Here is an 18,118-nt window from a genome sequence, read left to right on the forward strand (position 1 = left end):
TCAGACCCCGTAGGGCCGTGGGTCCGGGCCGATGTCCCTGCCGCGCTGGACTCAGCGCAGCAGGGGCATCGCGCCGGTGAGGTCGCGCAGGCACCGGAGCGCGAGCTCGGCGGGGGAGCCGGGGCCCGAGACCGGGGCGTCGGTGGTCGACCACAGCTCCAGCGCGACACGGATCGCGTCCGTGGCCGCCGCGGCGAGCAGGCGGACCTCCAGCGGATCGGCGTCCGGCCCGGCCAGCCGGGAGATGACCGGGACCAGGTGCTCCTCGGAGTCCTGGTTCACGCGGTACCAGACGGCCCGCAGGGCCTGGTCGCCCGCCGCCGCGCGCAGCAGGCCGCGGGTCACCTCCAGGCCCTCCTCCACCGCCTGCATCTCGGTCAGGGACCGGGTGACGGCGCGCTCCAGCGCCTCGGCGAGGGGCGTGCCGGGGTCCTCCTCGGCGAGCAGCGCGCGCCAGGCGTCACCGCCGCCCGCGAGCAGCGGTGCCACCGCCTCCTGCTTGTTGCGGAAGTAGCGGTAGAACGTGCGCAGTGCCACCCCGGCGCGATGGGCGATGTCCTCGGCGGTGGTGCCGTCGGGGCCGTGTTCGGCGAAGAGTTCGCAGGCCGCGCGAGCGATGTCGAGCTGGGTGGCCGCTTTGCGGCGCTCGGTCAGCGACTGGGCTCCGGGGCCGGCCTGGGGGGAGTACGGGCGAGGGGATCTCACGGGGTGAAGCGTACCTCCCGCGCGCCCCGGTCATGACATGTGATGACAGCATGGCAAAACATGCCACCTCTCGGTACGCTCGCGCCATGAACCGTTACGAAGGACGTCGTGTCCTCATCACCGGCGGCGGCTCCGGCATCGGCCGGGCCACCGTCCACCGCATCCTCGCCGAGGGCGGCCGGGTCCACACCGTGGACGTCAGCGAGGCCGGCCTGAAGGCCACCGCCGACCGCGCCGCAGCCGACGGCCACCAGGACCGGCTCACCACCGCCGTGCTGGACATATCCGACGAGAACGCGGTCAAGGAGGGCGTGGCCGCCGCGACGCTCGCCCTCGGCGGCATCGACGTGCTCGTCAACGCCGCGGGCATCCTGCGCTCCGCGCACACCCACCAGACCACGCTCGACCTCTGGAACCAGGTCATCGGGGTCAACCTGACCGGCACCTTCCTGATGATCCGCGAGTCGCTGCCGGCCCTGCTGGCGGGCGACCGGCCGGCCGTCGTGAACTTCAGCTCCACCTCGGCGTCCTTCGCGCACCCCTACATGTCCGCCTACGCGGCCAGCAAGGGCGGCATCCAGTCCATGACCCACGCGCTGGCCGCCGAGTACAGCAAGCAGGGCCTGCGCTTCGTCTCCGTCGCGCCCGGTTCCATCGAGTCCGGCATGACCACCGGCAACGGCCCGGGCCTGCCCGAGGACACCGACTGGAGCCTGTTCGCCAAGCTCGCCCCGGCCCTCGGCCAGGGCTTCGCCGGTCCCGACACCGTGGCCGGCGTCGTCGCGATGCTCGGCTCCGAGGACGGCGCCTTCATCACGGGTACGGAGATCCGCATCGACGGCGGCACGCACTACTGATCGAGAGCGATCAAGCGCGGAACCGGTCCCACAGCCGGGGGAAGCGCTCCGCGAGCACGGCTTCGTTCTCGAAGTCCAGCGGGGCGCCCTCCGGCTCCGCCGCCTGCAGCGGGATGCCCAGGTCGGGTGCCACCGCCCCGGTCAGCTGCTCGTACGCCTCGTCGGCCGCGTACCCCAGCTCCTCGCCGTCCCCGTCGATCTCCTCGTCGAACTCGCCCAGCAGCTCCGCCAGATGGTCCGGATCGTGCACCCCGCCCTCGAAGACCTCCCGCCCCTGCCCGATCAGCCAGCAGCGGAAGTAGTCGAAGGCGTCGTCGCTCGCCCCGTCGAGCAGCACCCAGGCCGCACCCCACAGGTCCCACGTGTACGCCCGGTTGTAGCGCGACTCGAAGTGCCGGGCGAAGTCGAGGACGGAATCCGGGTCGAGCTGGGCCAGCCGCTCCACGAGCAGCTCGGCGTGTTCCTCGGGGTCGCCGTCGGCGGCCTCGCGGGTACGGTCCACGATCTCCCAGAACTCCGTCTCGTCCATCACCGCTCCAGCATCACGGGTGCGCCCCCGCGCCGCCACCGCTCGTACGGCGAAAGGCCGGTGTCCGACCCCCGCGGGGGTGGACACCGGCCTTTCGCACGTCACGCGGAGCCTCAGAGGCCGTAGCGCTCCCGGGCCTCCTTGACGGCGGACGCCGGCACCTCGCCGCGGCGGGCGAGCTGGGCCAGCGCGGCCACCACGATCGACTGGGCGTCGACACCGAAGTGGCGGCGGGCGCCCTCACGGGTGTCGGACAGGCCGAAGCCGTCCGTGCCCAGCGAGGTGTAGTCCTGCTCCACCCACTGGCTGATCTGGTCCGGGACCTGACGCATCCAGTCGGAGACGGCGAGGACCGGGCCCTGGGCGCCTTCCAGCGCGCGGGTGACGAACGGGGTGCGCACCTCGCCGCGCAGCAGCGCCTCGTCGCACTCCAGCGCGTCGCGGCGCAGCTCGCCCCAGGAGGTGGCGGACCAGACGTCGGCCGACACGTTCCAGTCGGCGGCGAGCAGCTTCTGCGCCTCCAGGATCCAGTGGATCGCCGTACCCGAGGCCATCAGCTGGACCTTCGGGGCGTCCGCGGCCGGGGCCGCCTCCGCCAGGTCCGCCGCCGTGTTGAAGCGGTACAGGCCCTTGAGGATGCCTTCCTCGACGCCCTCGGGCATCGCGGGCTGCACCTTCGGCTCGTTGTAGACCGTCAGGTAATAGAAGACGTCCTCGGGCTGCTCGCCGTACATCCGGCGCAGACCGTCCTTGACGATCACCGCGATCTCGTACGCGAAGGCCGGGTCGTAGTTGAGCGACGCCGGGTTCGTGGACGCGATCAGGTGCGAGTGGCCGTCCGCGTGCTGCAGGCCCTCACCGGTCAGGGTGGTGCGGCCGGCGGTGGCGCCGACGATGAAGCCCTTGCCGAGCTGGTCGGCGAGCTGCCACATCTGGTCGGCGGTGCGCTGCCAGCCGAACATCGAGTAGAAGATGTAGAAGGGGATCATCGGCTCGCCGTGCGTCGCGTACGACGTGCAGGCGGCGATGAAGTCGGCCATGGCGCCGGCCTCGGTGATCCCCTCGTTGAGGATCTGGCCGTCCTTGGCTTCCTTGTAGTACATGAGCTGGTCGCGGTCGACCGGCTCGTACGTCTGGCCCAGCGGCGAGTAGATGCCGGCCGACGGGAAGAGGGACTCCATGCCGAAGGTGCGGGCCTCGTCGGGGACGATCGGCACCCAGCGCTTGCCGGTCTCCTTGTCCCGCATCAGGTCCTTGACGAGGCGGACGAAGGCCATGGTGGTGGCCATCTCCTGCTTGCCGGAACCCTTGAGTAGCGGGGCGAAGGAACGGTCGGCCGGAGCCGGCAGGGCGACCTGCTTGACCTTGCGGGCCGGGGCCGGGCCGCCGAGCGCCGCGCGGCGCTCGTTGAGGTACTGGACCTCGGGGCTGTTCGCGCCCGGGTGGCCGTAGGGCACGACGCCGTCGGCGAAGGCGCTGTCCGGGATCGGGAGGCCAAGGAGGTCGCGCATGTCCTTGAACTCGTCGATCGTCAGCTTCTTCATCTGGTGGTTCGCGTTCTTCGACTCGAACCCGGCACCCAGCGTGTAGCCCTTGACGGTCTGCGCCAGGATCACCGTCGGCGCACCCTTGTGCTCCAGGGCGGCCTTGTACGCGGCGTAGACCTTGCGGGGCTCGTGGCCGCCGCGGGAGCTGTGGAAGCACTCGGCGATCTTCGCGTCGGAGAGCACGCCGGCCAGCTGCACGAGCTCGGCGTTGGCGCCGAAGAAGTGCTGGCGGATGTAGGCCACGTCGCGGGTCGCGTACGTCTGGAACTGCGCGTCCGGTACCTCGCGCAGGCGGCGTACCAGGGCACCCGTGGTGTCGAGCTGGAACAGCTCGTCCCAGGCGGAGCCCCACAGCGACTTGATGACGTTCCAGCCGGCGCCGCGGAACTGGGCCTCCAGCTCCTGGACCACGCGGAAGTTGGCGCGAACCGGACCGTCGAGGCGCTGCAGGTTGCAGTTGATGACGAAGGTCAGGTTGTCGAGCTGCTCGCGGGAGGCGAGGGCCAGGGCGGCGGTCGACTCGGGCTCGTCCATCTCGCCGTCGCCCAGGAAGGCCCAGACGTGCGAGTTGGCGGTGTCCTTGATGCTCCGGTTCTGCAGGTAGCGGTTGAAGCGCGCCTGGTAGATCGCGGAGAGCGGGCCGAGGCCCATGGAGACCGTGGGGAACTCCCACAGCCACGGCAGGCGCCGCGGGTGCGGGTAGGACGGCAGGCCGTTGCCGCCGGACTCCTGGCGGAAGTTGTCGAGCTGCTGCTCGGAGATGCGCCCGTCGAGGAAGGCGCGGGCGTAGATGCCGGGGGAGGCGTGGCCCTGGATGTAGAGCTGGTCGCCCGATCCGTCGGCCTCCTTCCCGCGGAAGAAGTGCTGGAAGCCGGTCTCGTACAGCCACGCGGCGGAGGCGAAGGTGGCGATGTGGCCGCCGACGCCGTACTTGGAGCCGCGGGTCACCATGGCGGCCGCGTTCCAGCGGTTCCACGCGGTGATCTTGGCTTCCATCTCCTCGTCACCGGGGAACTCGGGCTCCGCGGCGGTGGGGATGGTGTTGACGTAGTCCGTCTCCAGCAGCTTGGGGAGCGCGAGGCCGGCGGCCTCGGCGTGCTGGAGGGTGCGACGCAGCAGGTATTCGGCCCGGCGTGTACCGGCGGCCTTGGCGACGGCGTCGAGGGAGGCCGCCCACTCGGCGGTCTCCTCGGTGTCGCGGTCCGGGAGCTGGTCGAGCTCGCTCGGAAGCTTTCCTACGGGGTCGGACATCGCTGTGCGCCGCCTTCCGGGTAATGGAGAGGTGGTGAAAAATCCCTGACGGGCAGGACAGGGTTGGCGGACCTGGTTGAGGTCCGCGACGACTGTAAATCGCTGATCGATGATCGATCAAATAAAAGTGACAAAGAAACGTCCATCTGACGAAAGTCGGCACCGCGTGCCAGCCGGAAAGGCACGCGGTGCCGGTCAAATGGGGGTGAAACGGGCCGATCGTCTGGGGATCACGCCCTCGGAGCGCACCCCAGGACGTGCCGCTTCACCAGCAGGCCGATGTCCGGATCCTGACTCCGGAAGGCCTCGACGAGGGCCTCGTGCTCCTCGGCGTACGACTTCTGGACGGTTCCCAGCCAGCGGATCGACAGGGCCGTGAACACCTCGATGCCCAGGCTCTCCCAGGTGTGCAGCAGCACGCTGTTCCCGGCCGCCCGGACCATCTCCCGGTGGAACCCGACGGTGTGCCGCACCTGCGCGGTCCCGTCCTCGGTGCGGTCGGCCTCCCACAGGGCCGCCACGTGCGGCTCCAGCGCCGAGCAGTCCGCCGCCAGCCGCGGCGCGGCCAGCTCGGCCGCGATCTGCTCCAGACCGGCCCGGACGGGGTAGATCTCCTCCAGATCGGCCGCGGAGAGGTTCCGTACGCGCACGCCCTTGTTCGGCGCCGACTCGATCAGCCGCAGGGTCTCCAGCTCGCGCAGGGCCTCCCGTACGGGCGTCTGGCTGACCTCCAGCTCCACGGCGATCCGCCGCTCGACGATCCGCTCCCCGGGCTTCCAGCGCCCGCTGACGATCCCCTCCACGATGTGCTCGCGGATCTGCTCGCGCAGCGAGTGCACGACGGGTGGGGTGATCATCGGCGGTTCATCTCCTGGGTGCGGGTGCAGGGGTGGTCCGGGGCTGATGCGTAGACAATACGGCGGAGTAGGCCGACGCGATGCGTTCCCGGTCAGGGACGCCGGGTGAGGCTGGTTACAGGAAACCGCCGAGGCGGGAGGACGACGGCGCCCCCGCCCGGAGGAAGTTCCGGGCGGGGGCGCCGTGGTGCGACAGCTGGTGCCGTGCGGTGAGCCTTACAGGCCGAGCTCGACCTCGAACTCGCCGGCCTCGAGGATCGCCTTGACGGCCGAGAGGTACCGGGCCGCGTCCGCGCCGTCCACCAGGCGGTGGTCGTAGGACAGGGTCAGGTACGTCATGTCGCGGATGCCGATGTTGGTGCCCTCGGCGGTCTCGATGACCACCGGGCGCTTCACCGTGGCACCGATGCCCAGGATGGCGACCTGGTTCGGGGGCACGATGACCGTGTCGAACAGCGCACCGCGCGAGCCGGTGTTGCTGATGGTGAAGGTCGCGCCCGACAGCTCGTCCGGCGTGATCTTGTTGCCGCGGACCTTGGCGGCCAGGTCGGCGGTCGCCTTGGAGATGCCCGCCAGGTTGAGGTCACCGGCACCCTTGATGACCGGGGTCATCAGGCCCTTCTCGGAGTCCACGGCGATGCCGATGTTCTCCGAGTCGAAGTAGGTGATGGTGCCCTCGTCCTCGTTGATCCGGGCGTTGACGACCGCGTGGGCCTTCAGCGCCTGGGCAGCGGCCTTGACGAAGAACGGCATCGGCGAGAGCTTGACGCCCTCACGGGCCAGGAACGCGCCCTTGGCCTTCTCGCGCAGCTTCATGATCTTGGTGATGTCCACCTCGACCACGGAGCTGAGCTGAGCCTGCGAGTGCAGGGCCTTCATCATGTTGTCGCCGATGACCTTGCGCATGCGGGTCATCTTGACGGTCTGACCGCGCAGCTCGGAGACCACGGCGGCCGGGGCCTTCGCGGCGGGAGCGGCAGCGGCCGGAGCCGGGGCGGCAGCGGCGGCCTTGGCGGCCTCGGCGGCGGCCAGGACGTCCTGCTTGCGGATGCGGCCACCGACACCGGTGCCCGAGACCGTGGACAGGTTGACGCCGGACTCCGAGGCGAGCTTGCGCACCAGCGGGGTCACGTACGCGCCCTCGTCACCGGCGGAGACCGCGGCGGCCGGAGCCGGAGCGGCAACCGGAGCCGGAGCGGCGACCGGAGCCGGGGCAGCCACGGGAGCCGGCGCGGCCACGGGGGCCGGAGCGGCGACCGGGGCGGCAGCGGCGGGGGCGGCCACGACCGGAGCCGGGGCAGCGACAGCCGGTGCGGCGGCAGCCGGGGTAGCGACCGGAGCCGGGGCGGCGGCCGGGGCGGCCGCGGGGGCGGCACCGGCGGCGCCGATGACGGCCAGAACGGCGCCGACCTCGGCGGTCTCGTCCTCGCCGATCCGGATCTCCAGCAGCGTGCCGGAGACCGGGGCGGGGATCTCGGTGTCGACCTTGTCCGTGGAGACCTCGAGCAGCGGCTCGTCGGCCTCGACGGACTCGCCGACCTGCTTCAGCCAGCGGGTGACGGTGCCCTCGGTGACGGACTCGCCCAGGGCGGGGAGCACGACATCGGTGCCGGACGCGGCCGGGGCAGCGGCGGCGGGGGCCTCGGCGACCGGAGCCGGGGCCGCGGGGGCCTCGGCGACGGGGGCCGGAGCGGCGACCGGGGCGGGGGCGGCGGCCGGCTCGGCAGCCGGAGCCGCGGCGGCGGCCGGGGCGCCGGAGCCGTCGTCGATGACGGCCAGCTCGGCGCCGACCTCGACGGTCTCGTCCTCGGCGACCTTGATGGAGGCCAGGATGCCGGAGACGGGCGACGGGATCTCGGTGTCGACCTTGTCGGTCGACACCTCGAGCAGCGGCTCGTCGGCCTCGACGCGCTCGCCCTCGGCCTTCAGCCAGCGGGTGACAGTGCCCTCGGTGACGCTCTCACCGAGCGCCGGAAGGGTTACGGAAACCGACATGGTTTCAGTTGCTCCTAACGAATGTGCGGAAGTGGTCGTCGCGCCCGTGACGATTAGTCGTGGGAGTGAAGCGGCTTGCCGGCCAGGGCCAGGTGGGCCTCGCCGAGCGCCTCGTTCTGGGTCGGGTGCGCGTGGATGAGCTGCGCGACCTCGGCCGGCAGAGCCTCCCAGTTGTAGATCAGCTGGGCCTCGCCGACCTGCTCGCCCATCCGGTCACCGACCATGTGGACGCCGACCACGGCACCGTCCTTGACCTGGACGAGCTTGATCTCGCCCGCGGTCTTCAGGATCTTGCTCTTGCCGTTGCCCGCCAGGTTGTACTTCAGGGCCACGACCTTGTCCGCGCCGTAGATCTCCTTGGCCTTGGCCTCGGTGATGCCGACGGAAGCGACCTCGGGGTGGCAGTAGGTGACGCGCGGGACACCGTCGTAGTCGATCGGGACGGTCTTGAGACCGGCCAGACGCTCCGCGACCAGGATGCCCTCGGCGAAGCCGACGTGCGCGAGCTGGAGGGTCGGGACGAGGTCACCGACGGCCGAGATGGTCGGCACGTTGGTCTGCATGTACTCGTCGACCAGGACGTAGCCGCGGTCCATCGCGACGCCCTGCTCCTCGTAGCCCAGGCCCTGCGAGACCGGTCCGCGGCCGACCGCGACCAGGAGCACCTCGGCCTCGAAGGTCTTGCCGTCGGCCAGCGTCACGCGGACGCCGTTCTCCGTGTACTCGGCCTTGTCGAAGAAGGTGCCGAGGTTGAACTTGATGCCGCGCTTGCGGAAGGCGCGCTCCAGCAGCTTGGAGCTGTTCTCGTCCTCGACCGGCACGAGGTGCTTGAGGCCCTCGATGACGGTGATGTCGGAGCCGAAGGACTTCCACGCCGAGGCGAACTCGACGCCGATGACGCCGCCGCCCAGGACGATCGCGGACTCGGGCACGCGGTCCAGGACCAGCGCGTGGTCCGAGGAGATGATGCGGTTGCCGTCGATGTCCAGACCCGGCAGCGACTTCGGCACGGAGCCGGTCGCCAGCAGGATGTGGCGGCCCTGGATGCGCTGGCCGTTCACGTCGACGGAAGTCGGGGAGGAGAGGCGGCCCTCTCCCTCGATGTAGGTCACCTTGCGGGAGGCGACCAGGCCCTGGAGGCCCTTGTAAAGGCCCGAGATGACCTCGTCCTTGTACTTCTGGACCCCCGCGATGTCGATGCCCTCGAAGGAGGCCTTGACACCGAACTGGGCGGCTTCACGAGCCTGGTCCGCGATCTCGCCCGCGTGCAGCAGAGCCTTCGTGGGGATGCAGCCGTTGTGCAGGCAGGTGCCACCGAGCTTGTTCTTCTCGATCAGGGCAACGTCCAGACCCAGCTGGGATGCGCGCAGCGCCGCGGCGTAACCGCCACTGCCACCGCCGAGGATCACTAGGTCGAAAACGGTGCTGGCGTCGTTCGCCACGTCACGTCCTCCATGCATGTGCGCCGGGCACCGGTCCTCTGTGACCGGGCGGCGGCTGGTAATCGGCCGCTTGTTTCTTCGGCCCTGTGGTGGGGGCCCTGTCCTGCCGAGAACCCATCTTCGCATTTGTCGGGGGAACGCGGGACGCCGGGCCCGCACTGTGGACGGAGCTTCCGTCAGAGGCGAGGGTTACCGATGCGTAGAAACGTACGGTTCCCCGATGTTTCGCCATAAGCCGAACGCACCCCGGGCCCTGACCGGCGCCCGGGGTGCGTCACGTCTCACATCCGGGCCGTCAGCCCAGGTCGCCCGTGGCGGTGCGCTCGGCCAGCCGGACCAGGGTGCGCACGGCCGAGCCGGTGCCGCCCTTGGGGGTGTAGCCGTGCGGCGCGCCCTCGTGGAAGGCGGGGCCGGCGATGTCGAGGTGGGCCCAGGTGATGCCCTCGCCGACGAACTCCTGCAGGAAGAGGCCGGCCACCAGGCCGCCGCCCATGCGGACACCCATGTTGGCGATGTCGGCGGTGGGGGAGTCCATGGTCTTGCGCAGCTCCGCGGGGAGCGGCATCGGCCAGGAGGCCTCGCCGACCTCCTCGGCGATCTCGTGGATCGACGTGCGGAAGGCGTCGTCGTTCGACATGATCCCGAAGGTGCGGTCGCCGAGGGCGAGCACCATGGCGCCGGTCAGGGTGGCGACGTCGACGATCGCGTCCGGGGCGTCCTCGGAGGCCCTGGTCAGCGCGTCACCGAGGACCAGGCGGCCCTCGGCGTCCGTGTTGAGGACCTCGACGGTCTTGCCGCTGTACATGCGCAGGACGTCACCCGGCTTGGTGGCGGAGCCCGACGGCATGTTCTCGGCGAGCGCGAGCCAGCCGGTGACGTTGACCCGCAGGCCCAGCTTCGCGACCGCGACGACGGCGGCGAAGACGGCGGCGGCGCCGGCCATGTCGCACTTCATCGTCTCGTTGTGGCCGGCCGGCTTCAGGGAGATGCCGCCCGAGTCGTAGGTGATGCCCTTGCCGACGAAGGCCAGGGTCTTCTCCGCCTTCGGGTGCGTGTAGCTGAGCTTCACCAGGCGCGGCAGGTTCTCGGAGCCCTTGCCGACGCCCATGATGCCGCCGAAGCCGCCCTTGACCAGGGCCTTTTCGTCCAGCACCTGGACCTTGACGCCGTTCTCCTTCGCGGCTGCGGAGGCGACCGCGGCGAAGGCCTCGGGGGTCAGGTCGTTCGGCGGGGTGTTCACCAGGTCACGGGCGACGTTGACCTCGGCCGCGACGACCGCGGCGCGCTCGGCGGCGGCCTTGTGCTCCTTGTCGCGGGGCTTGGCGCCCAGCAGGGCCACCTCGGTCAGCGGCTGCTTCGGAGCGGAGTCCTTGCCGTTGCGGACCTTGGTCTCGCCGCCCTGGTAGGCGGTGAACGCGTACGCGCCCAGCAGCGCGCCCTCGGCGACGGCGGTGACGGCCGAGGCGTCCTCCAGCGGGAGGGCGAAGCCGGCCTTCTTGCTGCCGTGCAGCGCACGGGCGGCGGCGCCGGCGGCGCGGCGCAGCACCTCCTCGTCGAACGACTCGTCCTTCTCCGGGACGGAGCCGAGCCCCACCGCCAGCACGACCGGGACCTTGAGGCCTGCCGGCGCCGGCAGCTTGGTGACCTCGCCCTCGGCGCCCGAGGCGCCGAGTGCGTCGAGGACACCGGCGAGCTTGCCGTCGAAGGCCTGGTCCACGGCCTCGGCGCCCGCGGCGACGATCGCGCCCTTGGGGCCCTTCGCGACGCCGACGACGAGGGCGTCGGCGCGGAGCGTCGCCGCGCCGGCAGTGCTGAGAGTCAGAGCAGTCACGGTGGTGAAGTCTCGCTTCCGTTTGTGTGTGTGGGCCGAGTGGGTGGACGGCCATCCGTAGCGATCGTATTCCGGGCCCGACGGCCGCCAGAAATGAGCCTACGCGTAGGGACTCGCCCGCACGTCACTCGAAGGTTTGGCAAGTTGTTCGATCAAGGGGCCGTCAGGTTCACCCATCCGTGGACTCTGCTCCAGGTTTGCCTCGTAGACCTGACGAGGTCCGAGAGACTCGGTCCACTCTCGCAAGGGGACGCGGGGTTCCTTTGCATGATTTCCACAGAGCCTCCCCGGCCCGGCCGTCCGCCATGGGCCGTGTCGAGGGATGCCTGCGGGGGGAAAGGCCGAAATGGTCAACAAGAATCGGATGAACAGGCTCGCCGCCGTCATGGCCGCCGCAGCCCTGGTGTCCGTGGCAGTACCCGCCTCGACCGCCCAGGCGGCCGAGGCACCGCGGATCGACCTGAAGGTGCTCGTCGTCGACGACGGCGGCAGCTCGGTCCAGGCGGTCACCGCGGAGCTCCGGGACACCGGAGTCCCGTACACCCGCGTCGAGCTGGGCAGCGCGAGCCGCCCGGTCATCAACGCGGCGTTCCTCAGCGACACGCTCGACGGCCGGCCGCGCGCCAAGTACCAGGGCGTCGTCCTGCCGAACGAGAACCCCTTCGGCGAGGGCTCGGCCGAGATGGCCGCGCTCGCCGCGTACGAGACGACGTACGGGATCCGCCAGGTCGACGCCTACACCTGGTCGCACCCGGGCGTCGGGCTGGAATACACCGACAACGGCGGCTACAGCGGCCAGCTCGACGGCACCCAGGCCGCGGTCACCCCGGCCGGCAAGGCGGGCCCCTTCGCCTACCTCGGCGGACAGGTCACCTTCGAGGACAACTCCGCCCTCGTCCCCGAGAGCTTCGGGTTCATGGGCAAGCCGCGCCCCGGCTACACCAGCTACCTCGACGCCCCCGTCGGCTCCGGACGGGCCTCGCTCGTCGGCGAGTACACCCACGACGGGCGCAGCGAGCTGGTCGTCACCTTCGGCTACAACCAGTACCAGCAGCAGTTCCGCCTGCTGGCGCGCGGCATCGTCGACTGGCTCACCCAGGGGGTCCACCTCGGCCAGAGCCGCAACTACTTCGCGGTCCACGTCGACGACGTCTTCGCCCCCGACGCCCGCTGGAACAAGGAGCTGAACTGCACGCCGGGCGACTACGCCTGCGAGGGCGGAGAGGGCAAGGAGAGCACCATCCGGATGAGCGCCGCCGACGCCGTGTACGCGGCGCAGTGGCAGACGTCCAAGAGCTTCAAGCTCGACATGCTCTTCAACGGGGGCGCCGGCGAGGAGTGGAAGGCCGAGAACGGCGGGGTCGACGCCCTGACCGCCCAGCTCGTCGCCGACCGCGCCAAGTACCGCTGGATGAACCACACCTACACCCACCCGTTCCTCGGCTGCGTCCAGAACACCGCCGTCGTCCCCTGGACGTGCACGAAGAACGCCCAGGGCGCCGTCCAGTACATGAGCCGCGCCGACATCGCCGCCCAGATCCGCGACAACAACAACTGGGCCGCCTCCAAGGGCATCACCACCGACCGGACCGAGCTCGTCACCGGTGAGCACTCCGGGCTCAAGACCGCACCGCAGCAGCCCGTGGACAACCCCAACCTGGCCGGCGCCCTCGCCGACACCGGGGTCAAGTGGGCCGGCAGCGACAACTCCCGCGAACCCGCACAGCGGGCGGTCGGCGCGGCCCTCACCGTCCCCCGGCACCCGATGAACGTGTACTACAACACGGGCACCAACGCCGAGATGGCCGACGAGTACAACTGGATCTACACCAGCCGCGCCGCCGGCGGCAGCGGTGCCTGCGAGGACAACCCGGGGACCTCCACCTGTCTGCCGGCCGCGCTCGACGTCAACACCGGCTACCTCCAGTACATCGTCCCGCAGGAGGCCCGGACCGCCCTGCGCCACGTGCTGGCCAACGACCCCCGCCCGCACTACGTCCACCAGGCCAACCTGGCCGAGGACCGGACCCTCTACCCCGTGCTCAACCAGGTCCTCGACACCTACCGCAGCCTCTACGCGCCCAGCGCGCCGATCGTCAACCAGTCCATGAAGGACACGGGCGTCGAGCTCCAGCGCCGCGCCGCCTGGGACAAGGCGCTCGCGGACGGCAAGGTCACCGCCTACCGCATCGGCACCACCGTCACCGTCAAGGCGCCGTCCGGAGTCGTCGCCCCGGTCACCGCCCCCACCGGGACGAAGAAGCAGATGCTGCTCGGCACCGCCGACTTCGGCACCGCTTACGCCGGCACCCGCTCCACCTGGACGGCTCCCGAACTGCTCCAGAGCGCCGTCACGCTCAAGCTGCCCAGCTGACCGTCCGTCACGTTCGGGCTGCCCGGCCGACCGTCCGTCACGCTCACGCCGCTCAGCCGATCGTCCGTCCAGCAAGCCGTCACGAGCAACACCCAGCGCCGGCGCTCCGCACACCCATGGGCGCCGGCCCCTTTTCCGTCCTGGGGGGACACACCGTATGAGTCATGGGCGTCACGTCACCATGCTCACCGAAGGCACCTACCCGCACGTCCACGGGGGAGTCAGCACCTGGTGCGACCAACTGGTGCGCGGCATGCCGGAGGTCGACTTCAACGTCATAGCCCTGACCGGCTCCGGACGCGAGCCGGTCACCTGGGAACTGCCGCGCAACGTCTACCGGCACACCGCCGTCCCGCTCTGGGGTCCGCCCCCCGGACGCGGCCGCCGTTCAGCTCTGCGGGGCAAGGCCCACCGCCGCTTCACCGAGGTCTACGAAACCTTCCTGCTCTCCCTGCTCGATCCCGCGGGCGACCCCGCCCGGCACGGATTCTCCGCGGCCCTGCGCGAACTCGCCGTCCTCGCCCGGGCCGGGAAACTGGCACCGGCCCTGCGCTCCGAATCGGTTCTGCGGCTGCTGATGACCGTGTGGACCCGCCCCGGCCTGACCACCGCCGCGGCCGAGCCCACCATCCACGACGCGCTCACCGCCACCGACCTGCTGGAACACGCGCTGCGCCCGCTCGGCGTACGGATCCCGCCCGACAGCGTCGCCCACGCCGTCAGCAGCGGCCTGGCCACCCTTCCGGCCCTCGCCGCCAAACACCTCGACGGGGTCCCCTTCCTGCTCACCGAGCACGGCATCTACCTGCGCGAGCGCTACCTCGGCTACCGCAGCGCCGGACAGCGCTGGCCCGTCAAGGCGCTCATGCTCGGCTTCTACCGCGAGCTCAACACCGAGGGCTACCGGCAGGCCGACCTGATCACCCCGTGCAACCAGTACAACCGCCGCTGGGAGGAGCGCGGAGGCGCCGACTCCGAGCGCATCCGCACCGTCTACAACGGCGTCGACCCGCACGCCTTCCCCGAGGCCGGCCCGGAACCGGACGTGCCCACCCTCAGCTGGTGCGGCCGCATCGACCCCATCAAGGACCTCGAAACCCTCGTCCGGGCCTACGCCTTCATGCGCGAGGAACTGCCCGCCCTGCGGCTGCGCCTCTTCGGGCCGGTCCCGGCCGGCTGCGAGGCGTACAAGCTCCGGCTGGAGGACCTCGCCGCCGAACTCGGGGTGAGCGACGGGATCACGTACGAGGGCCGCATCGAGCAGGTCGCCCAGGCCTACGCCGCCGGCCACGTCGTGATGCTCTCCAGCATCAGCGAGGGCTTCCCCTTCAGCATCATCGAGGCCATGTCCTGCGGACGCACCACCGTCTCCACCGACGTCGGCGGGGTCCGCGAGGCCGTCGGCGACACCGGTCTGGTCGTCCCGCCGCGCGAGCCCGAGACCATGGCCCGCGCCACCCTCGCCCTGCTCCGCGACGACGAACGCCGCGCCGAGCTCGGCCGGCTGGCCCGCAAACGGGTGGTGGAGAAGTTCACCCTCCACCAGTCCGTGGACGGCTTCCGGCACATCTACCGGGAACTCGCCGGCCAGCCCGTGCTGCCCGTCCACGCCGGAGACAGCTGGACCCAGCGGCTCGCCGATCCCTGGTACCGCGAACTCGCCGCCGACGGGAGCCTGTGGTGAGCGGATCCCTCTGGCTCAAGCCGCCCGGCGCGGGCCCCGGCGCCGACACCCTCCCGGCCATCCCGCGCCCGCGCCGCGACGGCCCCGGACCGGCCGCCGACCCGATGGACGAACTCGCCGAACGCCTCGGCGGGTTCATCTCCGCCGCCGTCCACCCCGACGAGATCGCCGCCATCCTCGAATCCGACGGCATGACGGACGAACACATCCGGCTCACCTACGGCCGGCACGACTCCTTCAGCCTCGCCGAGGAGCTCTACGCCCGGGTCCCCCGCTCCTTCCCGGACCCGGGCGCCGCCCCCGACCCCTGGAAGGTCTCCCTCACCGCCTGCCTGCTGCGCGGGGTGATCTTCGCCCTGCCCGGCCTCGCCTACCTCCTCGGCGCGCCCCTCCTCGAAGGCCCGCAGGACCGGCTCGGCCTGCCGGCCGGGACGCTCACCCTGCTCGCCGGGGCGCTCATCGGCTGGGTCTGGGACCAGACCCTCTCCCACCGGGCCTACTCCTGGCTGGGCCTCGGGGACCGGGCTGCCGCCGGTCGCACCCTGCTCGTCGGCGCCCCCGTCGGATCCCTGCTGGGCACCGCCGCCGCGCTGGCCGTGCCCGGCGGGCCGCCGTTCTCGTACGCCTTCGCCGCCGGACAGGCCCTGTACGTCGGGGCCGCCACCTGCCTGCTGGTCCTCGGCCGGGAGCGGGTGCTGCTCGCCGCACTCGGCCCGATGGCCGCCGGGGCGCTGCTCGTGCTCTTCGTCGACCTGCCCGTGCCGGTACGGGTCACCCTGCTCGTGGTGTCCCTGGTGGCCGCCTGCACCCTGGCCGTACGGGAACTCCCGCTGGCCGACGGGATGCGGGCCGCCGTGCTCCGGATCCGCGGCTGGGCGGTGCGCCGGCCCGGCAAGGGCCCCGTGCGCTGGCAGATGCTGCGCGGCGCCGAGGAGGAACTCGCGGCCCGCGGGCCCCGGCTCGGGGACTCCGTGCCGTACGGGGTCTTCGGCCTCGGCACCGGCCTGCTCGTGCTGTACGCCGCCCTCGGAGAGGTGCTCGCCGGCGGCCCCGCCGAAGCGGTCGCCGCCCCCTCGGCGGTCGCCCTCACCCTCAGCATGGGTCCCGCCGAATGGCTGCTCCACCGCTTCCGCAGCGGCAGCCTCTCCGGGCTCCAGGGCGCCCGCTCGCCCGGCGCCTTCCGGCAGCGGATGCTCGGCACGCTGGCCCGGTGCCTCGCCGTCTACCTGGCGGTGCTGCTGCTCCTCGGCCTGACCGGAACCCTCCTGTGGCCCGGCGCCCCCGGCCTCACCGGAGTCCGGGTCGCCACCCTGCTGCTGCTCGGGGCGGTGATGTGGACGGGGCTGCTCCTGCAGTCCTTCGGAGCGGTCCGGCCCGCCGCCGCGGTCTGCGCCTCGGCCGCCGTCGCCCAGAGCCTGGCCCTGCTGACCGGGCTGGGCCAGCCCCGGGCCGTCCAGCTGGTGGTCGCGGGCACCGCCGCCGCCGTCCTGGCCACCCTGGTCTGCCTGCTCCTCGGCCGCGCCACCGCCCACCGATGACGTCCGACACGTACGAGACGCAGGAGAAGATGGACCCCATGCTGCTGGTGCCCCTCTACGAGCACCCCGCCGACCGGCCCGAGGCCTGGGAGCGGCTCATAGACTCCGCCGGCCGGCTGCACTCGGTGGTGCTCAACCCCGACAGCGGTCCGGGCGCAGCCCCCGACGAGCGGTTCGCCCGCGTCGCCGAGCGGCTGCGCGAGGCCGGGGTGCCCGTCCTCGGGTACGCCGACACCGACTACGGGCGGCGCCCGCACGCCGCGGTGGTGCAGGACCTGCTGCGCCACCGCGACTGGTACGCCACGGACGGGGCCTTCCTCGACCAGGCCTCCGCCGATCCGGAACTCCTCCCGCACTACGGGCGGCTCGCGGTCGCGGCACGGGCCGCGGGCGCCCGCACCCTCGTCCTCAACCACGGGGTCCACCCGCATCCCGGCTACGCCGAACTCGCGGACCTGCTCGTCACCTTCGAGGGCCCCTGGGACGCCTACCGGGACGCGGCCGCCGTACCGCCCTGGACCGCGGACCATCCCGCCCAGCGGTTCTGCCACCTCGTGTACGCGGTGCCGCCGGGCGCGCCCGCCGCCGAGCTCGCCGAGGAGCGGCGGGCGGGCGTGCACTGCGCGGTCCCCGGCACCGGCGCCCACCCGTGGGGGACCCTCCCGTACGCCCTGGAGGCGGCGGTATGAAACGGCTGAGACTCCTGCTGCTCCTGCCGTTGCTCCTGCTCGCCGCCTGTACCGCGGGGCCGCCGGACGACGGCGAGGACGAGCCGTACTTGTGGCCCGACCAGGCGCCGGGGGAGCTCTGGCAGCCCCCGCCGGGCGTCGGCTGGCAGTGGCAGCTCACCGGGAAGCTCGACACCTCGGTGAAGGCGCCCGTGTACGACGTCGACGGCTTCACCACCACCAAGCAGCAGGTCACGGCCCTGAAGAAGGCCGGGCGCAAGACCATCTGCTACCTCTCCACCGGAGCCTGGGAGGACTTCCGCCCCGACGCGGAGGCGTTCCCGAAGGAACTGCTCGGCCAGGGCAACGGCTGGGAGGGGGAACGCTGGCTGGACATCCGCCGGGTGGCCGAGCTGGAGCCGCTGATGGCCAAACGGTTCGACATGTGCCGGGACAAGGGCTTCGACGCGGTCGAGCCGGACAACATGGACGCCTACCGCAACACGTCCGGCTTCCCGCTCACCGCCGACGACCAGCTGCGCTACAACCGGTTGATCGCGAAGCTGGCGCACGACCGGGGGATGGCGGTCGGCCTCAAGAACGACCTGGACCAGATCCCGGAGCTCGTCGGCGAGTTCGACTTCGCGGTGAACGAGCAGTGCGCGCAGTATCGCGAGTGCGAGAAGCTGACCCCCTTCATCGAAGCGGGCAAGGCCGTCTTCCACGTGGAGTACGAACTCCCGACGGCCCGCTTCTGCGCCCAATCGCGCGAACTGAAACTGAGCTCCCTGGAGAAGAAGTACGAACTGGGCGCTTGGCGGCGCACCTGCCGTTAGCCCC

Annotated in this window: 13 protein-coding genes; 6 read left to right on the plus strand and 7 right to left on the minus strand. The window is 71.5% G+C overall.

Going from position 1 to position 18,118, the window contains the following annotated elements; translation table 11 throughout:
* Positions 1-51: 51 nt before the first annotated feature.
* The gene (locus tag ACIPYQ_RS03625) at positions 52-705 is read right to left on the minus strand and encodes a TetR/AcrR family transcriptional regulator (RefSeq protein ID WP_401245735.1); all 654 of its coding nucleotides are present in this window, start codon (positions 703-705) and stop codon (positions 52-54) included.
* A gap of 86 nt (positions 706-791) precedes the next feature.
* Here ACIPYQ_RS03625 and ACIPYQ_RS03630 point away from each other — a divergent pair, with 86 nt between their 5' ends.
* Positions 792-1,562, plus strand: coding sequence for an SDR family oxidoreductase (locus ACIPYQ_RS03630; protein ID WP_361770821.1), 771 nt, complete (start codon positions 792-794; stop codon positions 1,560-1,562).
* Positions 1,563-1,572: 10 nt separating this feature from the next.
* Here the strand turns inward: ACIPYQ_RS03630 and ACIPYQ_RS03635 are convergent, their stop codons facing one another.
* From ACIPYQ_RS03635 to ACIPYQ_RS03660, 6 genes are all read right to left on the minus strand, one after another.
* Positions 1,573-2,091, minus strand: coding sequence for a DUF4240 domain-containing protein (locus ACIPYQ_RS03635; RefSeq protein WP_327413589.1), 519 nt, complete (start codon positions 2,089-2,091; stop codon positions 1,573-1,575).
* Positions 2,092-2,204: 113 nt separating this feature from the next.
* Entirely contained in the window at positions 2,205-4,889 is a 2,685-nt protein-coding gene (gene aceE / locus ACIPYQ_RS03640) for a pyruvate dehydrogenase (acetyl-transferring), homodimeric type (protein WP_401245738.1), read from the minus strand.
* A 230-nt stretch (positions 4,890-5,119) separates the two neighbouring features.
* Positions 5,120-5,743 (minus strand): GntR family transcriptional regulator, encoded by a 624-nt coding sequence (locus tag ACIPYQ_RS03645; protein WP_319725692.1) that lies wholly within the window; start codon positions 5,741-5,743, stop codon positions 5,120-5,122.
* 219 nt (positions 5,744-5,962) lie between these two features.
* Positions 5,963-7,741 (minus strand): 2-oxoglutarate dehydrogenase, E2 component, dihydrolipoamide succinyltransferase, encoded by a 1,779-nt coding sequence (gene sucB / locus ACIPYQ_RS03650; RefSeq protein ID WP_401245740.1) that lies wholly within the window; start codon positions 7,739-7,741, stop codon positions 5,963-5,965.
* Positions 7,742-7,794: 53 nt separating this feature from the next.
* Positions 7,795-9,183, minus strand: coding sequence for a dihydrolipoyl dehydrogenase (gene lpdA, locus ACIPYQ_RS03655; RefSeq protein WP_361769587.1), 1,389 nt, complete (start codon positions 9,181-9,183; stop codon positions 7,795-7,797).
* Positions 9,184-9,478: 295 nt separating this feature from the next.
* Positions 9,479-11,014: a leucyl aminopeptidase gene (locus ACIPYQ_RS03660; protein ID WP_361769589.1), complete on the minus strand. Its 1,536-nt coding sequence runs from the start codon at positions 11,012-11,014 to the stop codon at positions 9,479-9,481.
* 346 nt (positions 11,015-11,360) lie between these two features.
* Between ACIPYQ_RS03660 and ACIPYQ_RS03665 the strand changes: the two genes are divergently transcribed.
* The 5 genes from ACIPYQ_RS03665 (at position 11,361) to ACIPYQ_RS03685 (ending at position 18,114) form a co-directional block, all read left to right on the plus strand.
* Positions 11,361-13,388, plus strand: coding sequence for a hypothetical protein (locus tag ACIPYQ_RS03665; protein WP_401245743.1), 2,028 nt, complete (start codon positions 11,361-11,363; stop codon positions 13,386-13,388).
* A gap of 157 nt (positions 13,389-13,545) precedes the next feature.
* Positions 13,546-15,072 carry a GT4 family glycosyltransferase PelF gene (gene pelF / locus ACIPYQ_RS03670; RefSeq protein ID WP_401245745.1) on the plus strand — a complete coding sequence of 509 codons (1,527 nt, stop codon included), beginning with the start codon at positions 13,546-13,548 and terminating at the stop codon, positions 15,070-15,072.
* Positions 15,069-16,610, plus strand: a complete 1,542-nt coding sequence (locus tag ACIPYQ_RS03675) for a hypothetical protein (RefSeq protein ID WP_361769595.1) — start codon at positions 15,069-15,071, stop codon at positions 16,608-16,610. The genes pelF and ACIPYQ_RS03675 overlap by 4 nt, the downstream gene beginning before the upstream one ends.
* The gene (locus tag ACIPYQ_RS03680) at positions 16,607-17,299 is read left to right on the plus strand and encodes a spherulation-specific family 4 protein (protein WP_401245747.1); all 693 of its coding nucleotides are present in this window, start codon (positions 16,607-16,609) and stop codon (positions 17,297-17,299) included. The genes ACIPYQ_RS03675 and ACIPYQ_RS03680 overlap by 4 nt, the downstream gene beginning before the upstream one ends.
* Positions 17,296-18,114: an endo alpha-1,4 polygalactosaminidase gene (locus tag ACIPYQ_RS03685; RefSeq protein ID WP_401245749.1), complete on the plus strand. Its 819-nt coding sequence runs from the start codon at positions 17,296-17,298 to the stop codon at positions 18,112-18,114. The genes ACIPYQ_RS03680 and ACIPYQ_RS03685 overlap by 4 nt, the downstream gene beginning before the upstream one ends.
* The last annotated feature ends 4 nt before the right edge of the window (positions 18,115-18,118 follow it).

This window comes from Streptomyces sp. NPDC090045, assembly GCF_044747975.1.
Lineage (GTDB): Bacteria > Actinomycetota > Actinomycetes > Streptomycetales > Streptomycetaceae > Streptomyces.

What these genes read in the sequence shown, in the direction of transcription:
- ACIPYQ_RS03630 (WP_361770821.1), top strand. Translation starts at nt 792, where the DNA reads ATGAACCGTTACGAAGGACGTCGTGTCCTCATCACCGGCGGCGGCTCC.
- ACIPYQ_RS03635 (WP_327413589.1), bottom strand. Translation starts at nt 2,091, where the DNA reads ATGGACGAGACGGAGTTCTGGGAGATCGTGGACCGTACCCGCGAGGCC.
- sucB (WP_401245740.1), bottom strand. Translation starts at nt 7,741, where the DNA reads ATGTCGGTTTCCGTAACCCTTCCGGCGCTCGGTGAGAGCGTCACCGAG.
- ACIPYQ_RS03685 (WP_401245749.1), top strand. Translation starts at nt 17,296, where the DNA reads ATGAAACGGCTGAGACTCCTGCTGCTCCTGCCGTTGCTCCTGCTCGCC.
- ACIPYQ_RS03680 (WP_401245747.1), top strand. Translation starts at nt 16,607, where the DNA reads ATGACGTCCGACACGTACGAGACGCAGGAGAAGATGGACCCCATGCTG.
- aceE (WP_401245738.1), bottom strand. Translation starts at nt 4,889, where the DNA reads ATGTCCGACCCCGTAGGAAAGCTTCCGAGCGAGCTCGACCAGCTCCCG.
- pelF (WP_401245745.1), top strand. Translation starts at nt 13,546, where the DNA reads ATGAGTCATGGGCGTCACGTCACCATGCTCACCGAAGGCACCTACCCG.
- ACIPYQ_RS03665 (WP_401245743.1), top strand. Translation starts at nt 11,361, where the DNA reads ATGGTCAACAAGAATCGGATGAACAGGCTCGCCGCCGTCATGGCCGCC.